This window comes from Microbacterium sp. 22195, from assembly GCF_052056515.1.
Classification (GTDB): Bacteria; Actinomycetota; Actinomycetes; order Actinomycetales; family Microbacteriaceae; genus Microbacterium.
The window spans coordinates 251,379-265,328 of sequence record NZ_JBQEPE010000003.1 but is presented as its reverse complement, the minus strand read 5'-3'; the positions used below and the strand labels follow the sequence as shown (position 1 = coordinate 265,328).

Below are 13,950 nucleotides of genomic sequence, written 5' to 3'. Positions count from 1 at the left end.
GCTCGGGGTACCTTTTCTCCATGACCTTCAATCCGGACGCCGACATCTCGGGCAACACCACCCGACGCCGCGGACGCAACACCGCGATCGCCGCAGGCGGCGGCGTGGGCGTGCTCGGCATCGTCGCACTCGTGGTCGCCCTGCTCGGCGGCCCGGACCTGACCGGCCTCGTCGGCGGCGTGCCCGGCGGTGGCGACCAGCCCGCGGCGACCGGCGAGAACACCCTCACCGAGTGCGACACAGGCCAGGACGCGAACACGAACGACGCGTGCCGCATGGCCGGCGCGCAGGTGCTGCTCGACGACTACTGGAGCAAGCACGTCGACGGCTACGTGAAGCCCTCGCTGACGATCGTGGACGGTCAGACCCAGACGCAGTGCGGCACGGCATCCAACGCCGTCGGTCCCTTCTACTGCCCGCCCGAGCAGGGCGTCTACCTCGACCCGACCTTCTTCCAGCTCATGCGCCAGCAGTTCGGAGCGTCTGCGGGATCTCTGGCCCAGCTGTACATCGTCGGTCACGAGTGGGGCCACCACATCCAGAACATCACCGGGGTGATGCAGAAGTACCCTGACAACGGCACCGGCCCCACGAGCAACGGGGTGCGCACCGAGCTGCAGGCCGACTGCTACGCGGGCGCCTGGCTGAAGGACGCCGTCACGCAGAAGGACTCCAACGGCCAGAACTACCTTCAGCCGTACACCGACGCGCAGCTGAACGACGCCGTGAACGCCGCGTACACCGTGGGCGACGACCACATCCAGGAGCAGTCCGGCTTCGTGAACCCCGAGAGCTTCACGCACGGCACCAGTAAGCAGCGCCAATACTGGTTCGCCAACGGCTACAAGAACGGCCTCAGCGTCTGCGACACCTTCCAGGTCCCCGGCGACAAGCTGTAATCACAGGCGGTTCTCCCACGCGGTATACCGGATTCGGGATACGGTGAAGAGGCCCGAGCCACGGGCACTCGGGGGAGTGAATCATGGAACTTGACGGACTGTATCCGCCTATCGAACCGTACGAGACCGGCGACCTGCTGGTCGGCGACGGCAACCGCATCCACTGGGAGCAGAGCGGGAATCCCGACGGCAAGCCCGTCGTCTTCCTGCACGGCGGTCCCGGTGGCGGCACCTCGCCCTGGCAGCGGCGCTTCTTCGATCCGGAGGTGTACCGGATCGTGCTGTTCGACCAGCGCGGATGCGGTCTCAGCACGCCGCACGCCAGTGAGCCGGACGCCGATCTGCGCTACAACACGACCTGGCACCTGGTGGCCGACATCGAGCTGCTGCGCAAGAACCTCGGCATCCAGAAGTGGCAGGTGTTCGGCGGATCGTGGGGGAGCACCCTCGCGCTCGCGTATGCGCAGTCGCACCCCGAGGCCGTGACCGAGCTGGTGCTGCGCGGCATCTTCACGCTGCGCCGGCACGAGCTGGAGTGGTTCTACGAGGGCGGCGCGGCAGCGCTCTTCCCCGACCTGTGGGCCGACTACGAGGCGGTCATCCCGCCGGTCGAGCGCACTCGGATGATGGAGGCGTACCACCGCCGTCTGTTCGACGCCGACCCGGAGGTGCATGTGCCGGCCGCGGTTGCCTGGACCAAGTGGGAGGCGTCGACCGTCACCCTGCGCCCGGACCCCGAGCACGTCGACGAGGCGACGGATGCCGCGCACGCCACCGCGTTCGCGCGCATCGAGAACCACTACTTCGTCAACGGCGGCTGGCTCGAGGAGGGTCAGCTGATCGACAACGTCGGCGTCATCCGCGACATCCCCGCGGTGATCGTGCAGGGACGATATGACGTGTGCACGCCCATGATGACCGCCTGGGATCTGCACACGGCGTGGCCCGAGGCCGAGCTGGTGATCGTCGACGACGCCGGGCACTCGGCATCCGAGCCGGGCATCGCCGCAGCGCTGCGCGCCGCGACCGACCGGTTCGCCGCGCTCAACGACTGACTCACTCCCGCTGAGACCTCGTGCTGTCGTCGACAAGTCGGGGTCTCGGCGAGGGTCAGGGGGCGCCAGGGGCGAGGATGCTGATCAGGCGCGCAGCGCCTGGAGCAGCGTCTTCACGAGGCCGAGCACGCCGCCGCGGGCGCGGAAGCGCGTGAGGCCCTCGCTCACCTGCGCGGCCGTGCGGGCGGAGACGAACCACGGCGGGGTCGGCAGGATGGTGAACCGGCCACCGCCGTTCAGGACCGGGAGCGACCGCGGGAACGGCCGGAACGGGCCGCGCACGATCGAGCGCTCCACGCCGTCGAGCAGCAGCGCGTTGTGCACCACGCCGATGCCGCTGCCCACGTCGTCGAGGGTGTTGCCGGGGTATGCGCCCCAGGTCAGGGTCGGGGTGATGAACCCGAACGCCGTCCAGCCGTTGATCGCGATGGAGCCGTAGCGCAGCTCCGCGATCGCCCGCTCGAAGCCGGTGCCGAGCGCCTTCTCCGTCGCAGGGTCGATGATCAGGTTGCCGCCGAGCGTGCCCTGCAGCTTCTCGTTCGCGTGCTCGACCGCGGCGTCCAGGAACCGCTGCCCGGTACCAGGCAGCTCCACCACGCCCAGCACGGGCGCGAAGTACTCGGTGTTCTCCAGCGCCGTGGCGTCCTGCCCGTCGCCGATCTCGACCAGCAGGCGGTCGGCCAGCACGAGGGCGTCGGGGTAGTCGTCGCTCGCCTGCTGCATGCGCACGGGGGAGCCGGGGTACCAGATCGGGCGCTCGGGGGCGCCGGCGTAGGCGCGGCGCAGGGCGGCGCGGAACTGCTCGGCCTGCGGCCAGTCGGACGACATGATCACGACCTGCCCGGCGATGCAGTTGTGCCCGCAGTTCTGCAGCCGCATCGTGGCGACGTGCTCGGCCTGGTAGGCGAGGTCGGCGTCGGTCCACTCTCCGGGGACGACGATGATGGGCGAGACGCCGCCGAGCTCGGCGGTGATCGGCTTCTTCAGCTGAGGCCGGTTCTCCCGCCGCCGGCGCTTGCCCGTGGCGCCCGAGCCCCAGACGATCGCATCGAACGTCGCGGCCGAACCGGTGATGTGCACGTGCACCAGGTCGCGGTGCCCCGTGAGGTAGGCGCCCACAGCGGGGCCGCCGCGCACGATGCGCAGGAAGCCGGGCTCGATCAGCGGGGCGAGAGCCCGCTCGTACACGGGGACCAGGGCATCCTGCGTGGGGTTGACCTTGAGCAGCGCGACCCGGTTGTGCGCGAGCAGCTCGTACATCACGTCGAGCACGGGGATGGAGGTGATGTTGCCTGCTCCGAGCACCAGCCCCACGCCGCCGGACGCCGAGGGCGTCAGCTGCGCGAGACCCGCGGACTCACGGGCGGTGTTCGGCGTGATGCCGGGCTGGAGCCACACCTCACCGGTGAAGCCCGAAAGCAGGAAGCGGTCGATGCCCGTGAGCGGGAACGCGTCGACCTTCGTGCGTCCGCCCGGTGCGCGACCGATGCGCACGCCGTCCAGCGCGCTGCGACCCTCGGAGAGCTTGGTGAGGGTGTCGGCGTAGGCGTCGATCGCGCCCAGCACCGAGTACGGCCCGCTCAGCCACTCCTCGCCGCGCAGCGGATGCCCGGGGCGCAGCCCCTTGGAGTCGGCGGCCGTGTCCGCCCAGTCCTCGATCGTGGCGGCCACGCTCGTGCGCAGCGCTCGCAGCAGCGTCACGCGCTGCGCGACGGTGACGCTCGACCAGGTGCGGGAGCCCTGCTGCAGCAGGGCGATGTCGGCGTCGAGCGCCGCGCGGGTGGCGTCGTCGAGTTCGGGGGAACCGGATGCTGCGCCTTGGCGGGCGGCATCCTTCGTCGCCGTGGTCACGGCCGCATCCTGAGTCATCGTCGTCTCCTTCGGGATGGAACCCAGCCTATGAGTTCGTGGGACCGGGTTCCACCCTCGGATGCGCGCGTCAGATCAGCGAGAGCTCGCGCAGCTTGGCCTCGACGTCGGCGTTCGACGGCTCGACGTGGTGGCTGGCGTCGGGGTAGACGACCACGGGGATGTTCGTGCGGCCCGAGATCTCCTTGGCCACATCGGCGGCGGCCGGGTCGGCGACGAGGTCGATGTACGTGTACTCGATGCCGAGCTCGTCGAGCTGCTTCTTGGTGCGACGGCAGTCGCCGCACCAGGCGGCGCCGAACATGGTGATGGTCTCGGATGAGGGAGTGGTCATACATCCAGGGTAAGGCCGGGGCGGATGCCGAGGGTCGGCCCGGCATCCGCCCCGAGACGCCTCAGAGCACCTTGGACAGGAAGTCCTGCGTGCGGGGCTCCTTGGGGCTGTCGAAGATCTCGGCCGGCGGGCCGGACTCGACGACCTTGCCGTCGGCCATGAACACGACGCGGTCGGCGACCTCGCGGGCGAAGCCCATCTCGTGCGTGACCAGCACCATCGTCATGCCGGATGCCGCGAGGTCGCGGATCACCTGCAGCACCTCGCCGACCATCTCGGGGTCCAGGGCGCTGGTGGCCTCGTCGAACAGCATGATGCCCGGGCTCATCGCCAGCGCGCGGGCGATGGCCACGCGCTGCTTCTGGCCGCCGGAGAGGGACGCCGGCCGGGCATCCGCCTTCTCGGCCAGCCCCACACGGGTGAGCAGCTCGATGCCGCGCTTGCGCGCCTCCGCCTTGCTCAGCATCTTCAGCTCGACGGGTGCCAGCGCCACGTTCTCGAGCGCGGTCATGTGCGGGAACAGGTTGAAGTGCTGGAACACCATGCCCACGCGCTGACGCACGGCGTCCAGGCTCTTCCCCTTCGCGGTGGCGATGTTCTCGCCGAGGATCAGCACCTCGCCGCTGGTGACCTCCTCCAGCCGGTTCAGGCAGCGCAGCAGCGTGGACTTGCCCGAACCCGAGGGGCCGATCACCGCGACGACCTCGCCGTTGGCGACGGTCAGGTCGATGCCGGTGAGCACCTCGTTCTTCCCGAAGGACTTGTGCAGCTCGCGGACCTCGATCGGGTTGCCCGAAGCGGTGGTGACAGGACGTGTGAACGTCTGCTCGTTGTTCGTCATGGTCATCCCCTACTTGTTGAACTTCCGGTCGACCCAGTTCGAGAGAACGGTCAGCAGCCAGATCACGATGAAGTACATCGCACCGACGATGATCCAGATCTCGAACGAGCGGAACGTGGACGCGATCACGATGCGGCCCTGGTACGTCAGCTCGGCGAAGCCCAGCACGGAGAGCAGCGAGGTGTCCTTCAGCGTGATGATGAACTGGTTGATGAGGTTGGGCGTCATGATCTTGAACGCCTGCGGCATCACCACGCGGCGCATCGACGCGCCCCAGCCGAGGCCCAGCGAGCGCGAGGCCTCCATCTGGCCGGGGTCGACCGACTGCACGCCGCCTCGGACGATCTCGGTGATGTACGCACCCGCGTTCAGCGACAGCGTGATCACACCGGCGGTGAGAGCGTCCAGCGGCTGGCCGGTCACGGCCGGCACGCCGAAGTAGAAGAAGAACGCCTGCACCAGCACCGGGGTGCCGCGGAAGATGTTGACGTAGGCGCTGGCGAGGAAGCGCAGGAACGGGTTCGTCGACAGCTTCAGGATGCCGAACAGGATGCCCAGCACCATGGCGAACAGGATCGACAGCGCCGTGGCCAGTAGCGTGAGCAGCAGACCCTGCGACAGCGGGCCGATCGACGTCTTCAGCAGCGCCAGGAAGGAGTTGTCCGACGTCGCGCCCTCGTCGTCGATCGCGAGGTAGCGGTCCACGATCTGCTGGTAGACGCCGGTGTCCTTGGCGTTCTGCAGACCCTCGTTGAACATCTTCAGCAGTTCGGCGTTCTTGCCCTTGAGTACGGCGAAGCCGTAGTCCGCTCCCGGCTCGGGATCGGTGACGATCTTCAGCGGCACATTGCCGGAGGCGATGCCGAACTGCAGCACCGGCGCGTCCTCGAACGTCGCCGCCGAGTTCCCCGTGGCGACGTCGTTGTACATGTCGGCGGAGTCCTGGAAGGCATTGACCTTGAAGCCGATCTTCTTGCCGAGCTCCTTGGCGAAGTCGTAGCCGACGGTGCCCGTCTTGACCGCGACCTTCTTGTCCTTGAGGTCCTTGTACGAGGTGATGTCGCTGTCCTTGGCGACCGCCATCTGCACGCCCGACTGGAAGTACGGGTTCGAGAAGTCGAACGCTAGCTTGCGCTCGTCGGTGATGCTCATGCCGGCGATCACGCCGTCGGCCTGGCCCGCGGAGACGGCGGCGAGGGCGGCGTCGAAGCCCAGCGGCTTGATGTCGACCTTGAAACCCTGGTTCGCGGCGATCGCGCGGATCAGGTCCATGTCGATGCCGACGTTCTTGCCGTCCAGCTGGTAGATGAACGGGGCGAAGGTGGTGTCGGTGGCGATGGTGAACTCGCCGTGGGTCTGCGCGGTGTCGGTCGCGAAGCCCGGGTTCTTCGGCAGCTCGCCCGGCTTGCCCGGGTCGAGCTTGTCGTTGCCGAGTGCGGCCTTGCCCTCGCCGATCGCCGCCGCCTTCGGGGCGTTCTCGCCGAGGTAGTCGTCGAGGATCTTCTGGTACGTGCCGTCGGCGATCAGGTTCTTCAGGCCCTCGTTGAACGCCTTGCGGAGCGCTTCGTTCGCACCCTTCTTGACGCCCATGCCGTAGCTGGAAGCCTTCTCCTGGGGCGTGACCGTCTTCAGGTCGACGTTGCCGGTGGCGATGCCGTAGGCCAGGATCGGGTAGTCGTCGAACACGGCGGCGGAGTTGCCGGTGGTGACGTCGTTGTAGGCATCGGCGGCATCCTGGAACCCGGTGACGGTGAAGCCGTACTGCTTGCCCAGGTTCTCGGCGAAGGTGTACCCCTCGGTGCCGGTCTTCGCGGAGACGGTCTTGCCCTTGAGGTCCTCGTAGCCCTTGATGGTGGCGTCGTTCTTGCCCACCGCCATCTGGATGCCGGAGTCGAAGTAGGGGTTCGAGAAGTCGAAGGTCTTCTGGCGCTCCTTGGTGATGGACATGCCCGCCATCACGGCATCCGCCTGACCGGCCGTCACCGCGGCGAGTGCGCCGTCGAAGCCGAGCACGTCGACCTTGACGTCGAAGCCCTGGTCCTCGGCGACGGCCTTGATCAGGTCGATGTCGATGCCGCGCAGCTCGCCGTCGCGCTGGAACTCGAACGGCGCCCAGGTGGTGTCCGTCGCGATCGTGAAGGTCTTGCCCTTGACGCCGTCATCGGCGGAGGCGGGCTTGGTCGCGGCGTTCGCGATGCCGACCGCGCCGCCCACCGTGAACAGCAGGATGAGCAGCGTGGTGAGGCTCGCCAGTAGCGGCAGGCGATTCTCGCGCCACCAGTTCGCAGGGTGTCTGAGCAGAGTCATGGAGTCCTCTTCGTCTGGGCGTCTTCGGCATCGTGCGTGTTTCCGGCCCGTGCCACCTTACCCGCCCGCGGAATCCCGGCCCGGCTCTCTGACGTGCCGCCAGGACGGGGAGTTGCCGGCACGGACTCGCCGCACAGCGAAAGATGGCACGATTGAAGCCGCGTCGCATCACTCCGGGGAGGTCTGCCGATGAGCGCCTCCGTCACGGTCACAGCCGTCACAGTGATCGTCCCGACGTACAACGAACGCGACAACGTGGCCGAGCTCGTCGCGCGCACCGCCGCCGCGCTGGAGGGGTTCGACGCCGACATCCTCTTCGTCGACGACAGCTCCGACGGCACCATGGACGAGATCGTGCGCGTGGCGGCATCCGCTCCGATTCCGGTCCGCGGCATCCACCGCGAGCACAACACCGGCGGGCTCGGCGGCGCCGTGGTGCGGGGGCTGTCCGAGGCCGCGCACGACGTCTGCATCGTGATGGACGGTGATCTGCAGCATCCGCCCGAGCTCCTGCCCGCCCTGCTTGCTCGATTCGGAACCGGGGATGCCGATGTCGTCGCCGCCTCGCGCTACATCGGCGGAGGCGACACCGCGGGACTCGGCACCACGATGCGCCTGGGCGTCTCGAAGGCCGCGACCGCCGTGACCAAGGCGATGTTCCTGCGCCGGCTGTGGCGCAGCACCGATCCGATGACGGGCTTCTTCCTCGTCGACCGCTCGCGGCTCGACGTCGGCACGCTGCGCCCGGAGGGCTTCAAGATCCTGCTGGAGATCCTCGTGCGCGGGGGCTCGGCGGGGCCGCTGCGGATCGCCGAGGTGCCGATGGAGTTCGGCGCGCGCCGCCACGGCACTTCGAAGGCGAGCCTGCGGCAGGGCGCCATGTTCCTTGCGCACCTGGCCCGGCTGCGGTTCGGCAAGATGGGCCTGTTCGCGATGATCGGCGGCGTCGGCGCGGTCGCGAACGTCGGCATCATGTGGGCGCTCACGCACCTCGGCATGGACTACGTGCTCGCGGCGGTGATCGGCGCGGTCGTGACGATCGCCGGCAACTTCGTGCTGCAGGAGCTGTTCGTCTTCCGCGACGAGCGCGCGGACGCCTCCCGGCTGTGGGTGCGCTTCGCGGCATCCGCGTCGTTCAACGGCATCGAGGCGGCGCTGCGCATCCCCGTGATGGCGCTGATGGTGGAGTCCTGGCACATCTCGGCCGTGGTCGCCACCGCCATCTCGCTCGTCGTGGCGTTCTTCGCGCGGTTTCTGTTCCATGCGCTGGTCGTCTACGCGCCGCGGAGACGCCGGGCGGATGCCGTGGAGGAGCCGCCCGTCGACACCGCGGGCATCCGCGTGCTGAAGGCCATCGACGCGGAGGCCATGCGGCCGGGCGAGCTCTGACCCCCGGCGTGCGGCGCGCGCGCCCGATCGCATTATCCTGGGCCGGTGAGCGACTACGCGACTGGGGCCAGATTCCGACTGGGGCGGATGCTGCCGCGTGACCCGCACGAGCCGCACCGCGTCGCGAGCTCGCTCGAGCTGTTCTTCGACCTCGTCTTCGTGATCTCGGTGAGCACCGCCTCCAGTCAGCTGCATCACGCGTTGTCCGAAGGCCATGCGGCGACCGGGATCGCGTCCTACCTGATGATCTTCTTCGCGATCTGGTGGGCGTGGATGAACTTCACCTGGTTCGCGACGTCGTTCGACGTCGATGACTGGCTGTACCGCGTGGTCACGATCGTGCAGATGGCCGGGGTGCTCGTGCTCGCGGCCGGCATCGCACCGGTCTTCGACGCGCACGAGCCCGACTTCACGATCGTCGTCGCCGCGTACGTGGTGATGCGCGTGGCCATGATCGTGCAGTGGCTGCGGGCATCCCGCACGAATCCTGCGCTCCGTCGCACCGCCCGCGCCTACGCCATAGGCATCGGCGCCGTGCAGGTGCTGTGGGTGGGCTTCCTCTTCATCCCGGACAGCATTCAGCTGCCGGTGTTCATCGTGCTCATGCTCGCCGAGATCTCCGTGCCGATCATCGCCGAGCGGCAGGGATCGACGCCCTGGCATCCGCACCACATCACCGAGCGGTACAGCCTGTTCACCCTGATCGTGCTGGGCGAGAGCCTGCTGGCATCGGCCACCGCGATCATCGGCGCGCGGGAGGAGGTCGAGTCCATCGGCCCGCTGATCTGGATCGCGGCGGTGACCCTGATCTCGGCCGCGGCGATGTGGTGGATCTACTTCTGGCCGCCCCACCACCACGCGATCTCCACGCTGCGCAGCTCGCTCACCTACGGCTACGCGCACTACTTCGTGTTCGCCGCCGCGGCGGCCTTCTCGGCCGGCGTGGAGGTGCAGATCGACGAGCTCACCGGACACACCGAGCTGGGCTTCGTCCCCGCCTCCTTCACGACCAGCGTGCCGATCGCGGTGTTCCTGCTCGGGATCTGGATCGTGGCGATCCGTGACAACGCGGACCGCGTGGTGAACACGGTGGTGCCGCTCGGCGCGGTGCTGGTGCTGCTCGACGCGGTGCTTCCCGTGCCCGTCACCCTCACTGCGGTGATCCTGGTCGCGATCGTGGTGGTGCTGGTGCTGCGTCCGCCGGTGCGCAAGGAGCACAGCGCCCGCTGACCCCGCGCGTGCTGCGGGGTGTTCCGGCGGCGCCTCGCGGCGTCGCGGATGCGTTCGGCTGTTGACATGACGCCGAAGGCCTATTACTGTCGTCTGCAGTTATTGATCGTCTGATCAATACGTCGAGGAGGACAGCATGGGATGGCGGATGCCGCACGAGGGCGACCCGCACGAGCGCACCTGGATGGCCTTCCCTCGCGCCGGCACCACGCTGGGCACGGGGGATGAGCACCGGGAGAGCGGCTACCGGGCGTGGGCCGACACCGCGCTCGCCGTCGCCGAGTTCGAACCCGTCACCCTGCTCGTCGACCCGACCGAGACCGACCGCGCTCGCCGCATGCTCGGCACGGCGGTCGACATCGTCGAGGCCCCCGTGGACGAGTACTGGCTGCGCGACTCCGGCCCCACCTTCGTCGTCGACGACGAGCGACCCGGCGTGCTCGGCGCCGTGGACTGGATCTTCAACGGCTGGGGCGCACCGGCCTGGGCGGAATGGCAGAAGGCGGCCCAGCACGCGCGGATCGTCGCCGGCCAGGTCGGCGCCGAGGTGGTCTCGAGCCTGCTGGTGAACGAGGGCGGCGGCATCCACGTCGACGGCGAGGGCACCGTGCTGGCCACCGACACCGTGCAGCTCGACCCCCGTCGCAACCCGCTCGCCGACAGGGCCCGTGTCGAGGCCGAGCTCGCCCGCACGATCGGCGCGCAGAAGGTCGTCTGGCTGCCGCGCGGGCTCACCGCCGACTACGAGGAGTTCGGCACCAACGGGCATGTCGACATCGTCGCGACCATTCCCTCACCCGGACGGATGCTGCTGCACGCCCAGCAGGATGCCGGACATCCCGACCATGCCGTGACCCGTGAACTGCGCGAGCACCTCGCCGAGCAGACGGATGCCGCGGGCCGCTCGTTCGAGATCGTCGACCTGCCCGCGCCCGCCACGCTGCGCATCGACGGCGAGTTCGTCGACTACAGCTACGTGAACCATCTCGTGGTCAACGGCGGCGTCATCGCGTGCGGGTTCGGCGAGCCCGAGGCGGATGCCAGGGCGCGGAGCATCCTCGAGGACGCGTATCCGGGCCGACGCGTCGTGACCGTCGACGCCCGCCCGATCTTCGCGCGGGGCGGCGGCATCCACTGCATCACCCAGCAGCAGCCCCTGCTGCCGTCGGCCGGGGGTGTCGCATGATCGACGTCGTCGAGGCATCCATCGCCGACCTCCGCGCCGCGCTCGAGGACGGCAGCACCACTGCTGTCGCGCTCGTCGACGCCTACCTCGCTCGCATCGACGCCTTCGACGCGCCGGGTACCGAGACCGCGCTGAACGCGGTCGTCGTGCGCAACCCCGCCGCGCGAGCCGAGGCGGCCGCGTCGGACGCCCGCCGCGCCGCCGGAGAGACGCGCGGGCCGCTGGACGGCATCCCGTACACGGCCAAGGACAGCTATCTGGTGGCGGGTCTCACCGCGGCATCCGGGTCCCCGGCGTTCGCCGACCTCGTCGCCCAGCGCGACGCGTTCACGATCGAGCGGCTGCGCGCGGCAGGCGCGATCTGCCTCGGTCTCACGAACATGCCGCCGATGGCCAACGGCGGCATGCAGCGCGGCGTGTACGGCCGCGCGGAGAGCCCCTACAGCGCCGACTGGCTGACCAGCGCGTTCGGCTCGGGCTCGTCGAACGGCTCGGGCACGGCGACCGCGGCCAGCTTCTGCGCCTTCGGCCTCGGCGAGGAGACCTGGTCCAGCGGTCGCGCTCCCGCATCGAACAACGCGCTGTGCGCCTACACACCCTCGCGCGGCGTGATCTCGGTGCGCGGCAACTGGCCGCTGGTCCCCACGATGGATGTCGTCGTTCCGCACACCCGCACGATCGCCGATCTGTTCGAGGTGCTCGACATCGTGGTGGCCGACGACGCCGATCCGCGCGGTGACTTCTGGCGCGGGCAGCCGTGGGTGACGATCCCTGCGGCATCCGCGGTGCGGCCGCCGTCGTACGTCGCGCTGGCGCCGTCCGACGCGGACGAGGCGCACCGCACCCTCGCCGGGCGTCGCTTCGGCGTGCCGCGGATGTACATCAACGCCGACCCGGATGCCGGGACCGGCACCACGATCGGCGGCCCGACCGGCAGCCGCATCGAGACAAGGGCATCCGTCATCGACCTGTGGGAGCGGGCCCGTCGCGACCTCCAGGCCGCGGGCGCAGAGGTGGTCGAGGTCGACTTCCCGCTGGTGACGAACTACGAGGGCGATCGAGCGGGCGCGCCCACGCTCAAGACCCGCGGCCTGATCAGCGATCGGTTCCTGCGCTCGGAGATCGAGGACCTCTCCGCCTGGGCGTGGGACGACTTCCTGCGGGCGAACGGCGACCCCGCACTCGACCGCCTCGAGCTGGTCGACGGGGCCCGGATCTTCCCGCAGCCCGAGGGCGCCCTGCCCGATCGCTACACCGGCTTCGACGACGACATCGCCGAGTACCCGCGGTTCGTGCGCGACAGGCCGCACACGACGTTCACCGACATCCCGCACCTCGAGGAGGGTGTGCACGGGCTCGAGGAGACCCGGCGGATCGACCTCGAGGAGTGGATGGACGGCCTCCGCCTCGACGCCGTGGTGTTCCCCGCCGTCGCCGACGTCGGGCCCGCCGACATGGACGTGAACCCGGCATCAGCCGACGCCGGCTGGCGCAACGGGGTCTGGGTCGCGAACGGCAATCTCGCGATCCGGCACCTGGGCGTGCCGACGGTCACCGTGCCGATGGGCACGATGGCCGACATCGGGATGCCGGTCGGGCTCACTTTCGCCGGTCGAGGATGGGACGACACCGTACTGCTCCGCCTCGCCGCCGCCTTCGAGGCGACCGGCGCACGCCGCACGTCGCCGCCGCGCACGCCCGCCCTTCCCGGAGAGGAACTCTCATGACTTCGCCGTTCCCGCGCCCCGACCGGCGGCTGCAGATCGTCGTCGACGCCACGGACCCGTTCGAGCGCGGCGCCGACAGGGGCCGGCAGCTGCGCGACACGCTGCCCGGCACGATCGACGCCTACGACCGGCTGTTCCGTCTCGGCGGCATCGACGAGCGCACCGTGCGCGACGACGCCGAGCGGCTGCTCGACGCGATCGGCGCCCACCGTCCGGCGCTGCGCACGCAGATCGAGGGCATCGCGTCCGGGGCGGATGCCGAGCTGTGGCGCGTCGCCGCGCTGAACGGGCGCACCGAGATCCTGTCCCGCAGCGTCGCCGTTCCGCCGGGGGAGTGCTCGACCATCGTGCGCTCCGTCCGTGATGATCAGGGGCGTGCGCACGCCCTCGGTGTGCAGACCTGGGACTGGCACATGGAGATCGCGCCCTACTGGCACACCGTCGTCTCCCGCGGCGGCGCCCACGACTACGCAGGGCTGACCGAATGCGGCATCCTCGGCAAGATCGGCGTGAACAGCGCCGGTGTCGCCCTGCACTTCAACATCCTCGGGCACCGGTCCGACCGGCCGGAGGGCATCCCGATGCACGTGCTCGCGGCGCTCGTGCTGGAGGAGGCGACCAGCGTCGCGCACGCCGTCGAGCTGGTGCGCACGGCGCCCGTGACGAGCTCCGGTTCCTTCGCGCTGTTCGACGCGGACGGTGAGGCCGTGCTGCTCGACATCAGCCCGGAGGGCGTGTTCGAGGCCCCCGCGGTCACCGAGGGAACCTGGCTGCGCACGAACCACTTCCTCACCGCCGAGCCGGCGGCCGAGGAGAAGACCTGGCTGTACCAGCCCGACTCCGGTGAGCGCTGGGACTTCCTCCGGGATCGTCTGGCCGGGGGCCCGGCACCCGCCGATGCCGAGCAGCTGCGTGCCGCTCTCGTCACCCGCGACGGGGAACCGCCCGTGACCTGCGTGCCCGACCTCGGCCTGCCGATGGGGCAGCGCTGGGCGAGCCTCGCGACCGTCGTGCTCGACCCTGCGGCGCGCCGCGCCGACGTCCTCGACGGCACCCCCGCCGAGAACACCACCCGGCCGCACATCGAACTCACCGTCTGAGAACTCACCGTCT

11 protein-coding genes are annotated in these 13,950 nt (G+C 69.6%); 7 read left to right on the top strand and 4 right to left on the bottom strand.

Going from position 1 to position 13,950, the window contains the following annotated elements:
* The first annotated feature begins 20 nt into the window (after positions 1-20).
* Positions 21-899: a KPN_02809 family neutral zinc metallopeptidase gene (ypfJ, locus tag ACTJJ4_RS11980; RefSeq protein WP_440943523.1), complete on the top strand. Its 879-nt coding sequence runs from the start codon at positions 21-23 to the stop codon at positions 897-899.
* Between the two features lie 83 nt (positions 900-982).
* The gene (gene pip, locus ACTJJ4_RS11975; RefSeq protein WP_440943522.1) at positions 983-1,954 is read left to right on the top strand and encodes a prolyl aminopeptidase; all 972 of its coding nucleotides are present in this window, start codon (positions 983-985) and stop codon (positions 1,952-1,954) included.
* 84 nt (positions 1,955-2,038) lie between these two features.
* Here pip and ACTJJ4_RS11970 read toward each other — a convergent pair whose 3' ends face one another.
* The 4 genes from ACTJJ4_RS11970 to ACTJJ4_RS11955 all read right to left on the bottom strand — a co-directional run bounded on the left by ACTJJ4_RS11970 (position 2,039) and on the right by ACTJJ4_RS11955 (position 7,305).
* Positions 2,039-3,823, bottom strand: a complete 1,785-nt coding sequence (locus ACTJJ4_RS11970) for an aldehyde dehydrogenase family protein (protein WP_440943521.1) — start codon at positions 3,821-3,823, stop codon at positions 2,039-2,041.
* Positions 3,824-3,893: 70 nt separating this feature from the next.
* Complete coding sequence (locus tag ACTJJ4_RS11965; protein WP_440943520.1) at positions 3,894-4,157, bottom strand: glutaredoxin family protein; 264 nt, start codon at positions 4,155-4,157, stop codon at positions 3,894-3,896.
* Between the two features lie 61 nt (positions 4,158-4,218).
* Positions 4,219-4,998 carry an amino acid ABC transporter ATP-binding protein gene (locus ACTJJ4_RS11960; protein WP_440943519.1) on the bottom strand — a complete coding sequence of 260 codons (780 nt, stop codon included), beginning with the start codon at positions 4,996-4,998 and terminating at the stop codon, positions 4,219-4,221.
* A gap of 9 nt (positions 4,999-5,007) precedes the next feature.
* Entirely contained in the window at positions 5,008-7,305 is a 2,298-nt protein-coding gene (locus ACTJJ4_RS11955; protein ID WP_440943518.1) for an ABC transporter substrate-binding protein/permease, read from the bottom strand.
* Between the two features lie 189 nt (positions 7,306-7,494).
* On the opposite strand from ACTJJ4_RS11955, the gene ACTJJ4_RS11950 reads away from it, so the two are divergent.
* The 5 genes from ACTJJ4_RS11950 to ACTJJ4_RS11930 all read left to right on the top strand — a co-directional run bounded on the left by ACTJJ4_RS11950 (position 7,495) and on the right by ACTJJ4_RS11930 (position 13,937).
* Complete coding sequence (locus ACTJJ4_RS11950) at positions 7,495-8,694, top strand: glycosyltransferase (protein WP_440943517.1); 1,200 nt, start codon at positions 7,495-7,497, stop codon at positions 8,692-8,694.
* A gap of 87 nt (positions 8,695-8,781) precedes the next feature.
* Positions 8,782-9,924, top strand: coding sequence for a low temperature requirement protein A (locus tag ACTJJ4_RS11945; protein WP_440943656.1), 1,143 nt, complete (start codon positions 8,782-8,784; stop codon positions 9,922-9,924).
* Between the two features lie 136 nt (positions 9,925-10,060).
* Entirely contained in the window at positions 10,061-11,110 is a 1,050-nt protein-coding gene (locus ACTJJ4_RS11940; RefSeq protein WP_440943516.1) for an agmatine deiminase family protein, read from the top strand.
* Entirely contained in the window at positions 11,107-12,837 is a 1,731-nt protein-coding gene (locus tag ACTJJ4_RS11935; protein WP_440943515.1) for an amidase, read from the top strand. Before ACTJJ4_RS11940 ends, ACTJJ4_RS11935 begins: the two co-directional genes overlap by 4 nt.
* Positions 12,834-13,937 (top strand): C45 family autoproteolytic acyltransferase/hydolase, encoded by a 1,104-nt coding sequence (locus tag ACTJJ4_RS11930; protein ID WP_440943514.1) that lies wholly within the window; start codon positions 12,834-12,836, stop codon positions 13,935-13,937. Before ACTJJ4_RS11935 ends, ACTJJ4_RS11930 begins: the two co-directional genes overlap by 4 nt.
* The last annotated feature ends 13 nt before the right edge of the window (positions 13,938-13,950 follow it).

Bases quoted from the DNA above. Each gene is read 5' to 3' on its own strand.
- pip (WP_440943522.1), top strand. From the start codon at position 983: ATGGAACTTGACGGACTGTATCCGCCTATCGAACCGTACGAGACCGGC.
- ACTJJ4_RS11965 (WP_440943520.1), bottom strand. From the start codon at position 4,157: ATGACCACTCCCTCATCCGAGACCATCACCATGTTCGGCGCCGCCTGG.
- ACTJJ4_RS11950 (WP_440943517.1), top strand. From the start codon at position 7,495: ATGAGCGCCTCCGTCACGGTCACAGCCGTCACAGTGATCGTCCCGACG.
- ACTJJ4_RS11955 (WP_440943518.1), bottom strand. From the start codon at position 7,305: ATGACTCTGCTCAGACACCCTGCGAACTGGTGGCGCGAGAATCGCCTG.
- ACTJJ4_RS11940 (WP_440943516.1), top strand. From the start codon at position 10,061: ATGGGATGGCGGATGCCGCACGAGGGCGACCCGCACGAGCGCACCTGG.
- ACTJJ4_RS11960 (WP_440943519.1), bottom strand. From the start codon at position 4,998: ATGACGAACAACGAGCAGACGTTCACACGTCCTGTCACCACCGCTTCG.
- ACTJJ4_RS11930 (WP_440943514.1), top strand. From the start codon at position 12,834: ATGACTTCGCCGTTCCCGCGCCCCGACCGGCGGCTGCAGATCGTCGTC.
- ypfJ (WP_440943523.1), top strand. From the start codon at position 21: ATGACCTTCAATCCGGACGCCGACATCTCGGGCAACACCACCCGACGC.
- ACTJJ4_RS11970 (WP_440943521.1), bottom strand. From the start codon at position 3,823: ATGACTCAGGATGCGGCCGTGACCACGGCGACGAAGGATGCCGCCCGC.
- ACTJJ4_RS11935 (WP_440943515.1), top strand. From the start codon at position 11,107: ATGATCGACGTCGTCGAGGCATCCATCGCCGACCTCCGCGCCGCGCTC.
- ACTJJ4_RS11945 (WP_440943656.1), top strand. From the start codon at position 8,782: ATGCTGCCGCGTGACCCGCACGAGCCGCACCGCGTCGCGAGCTCGCTC.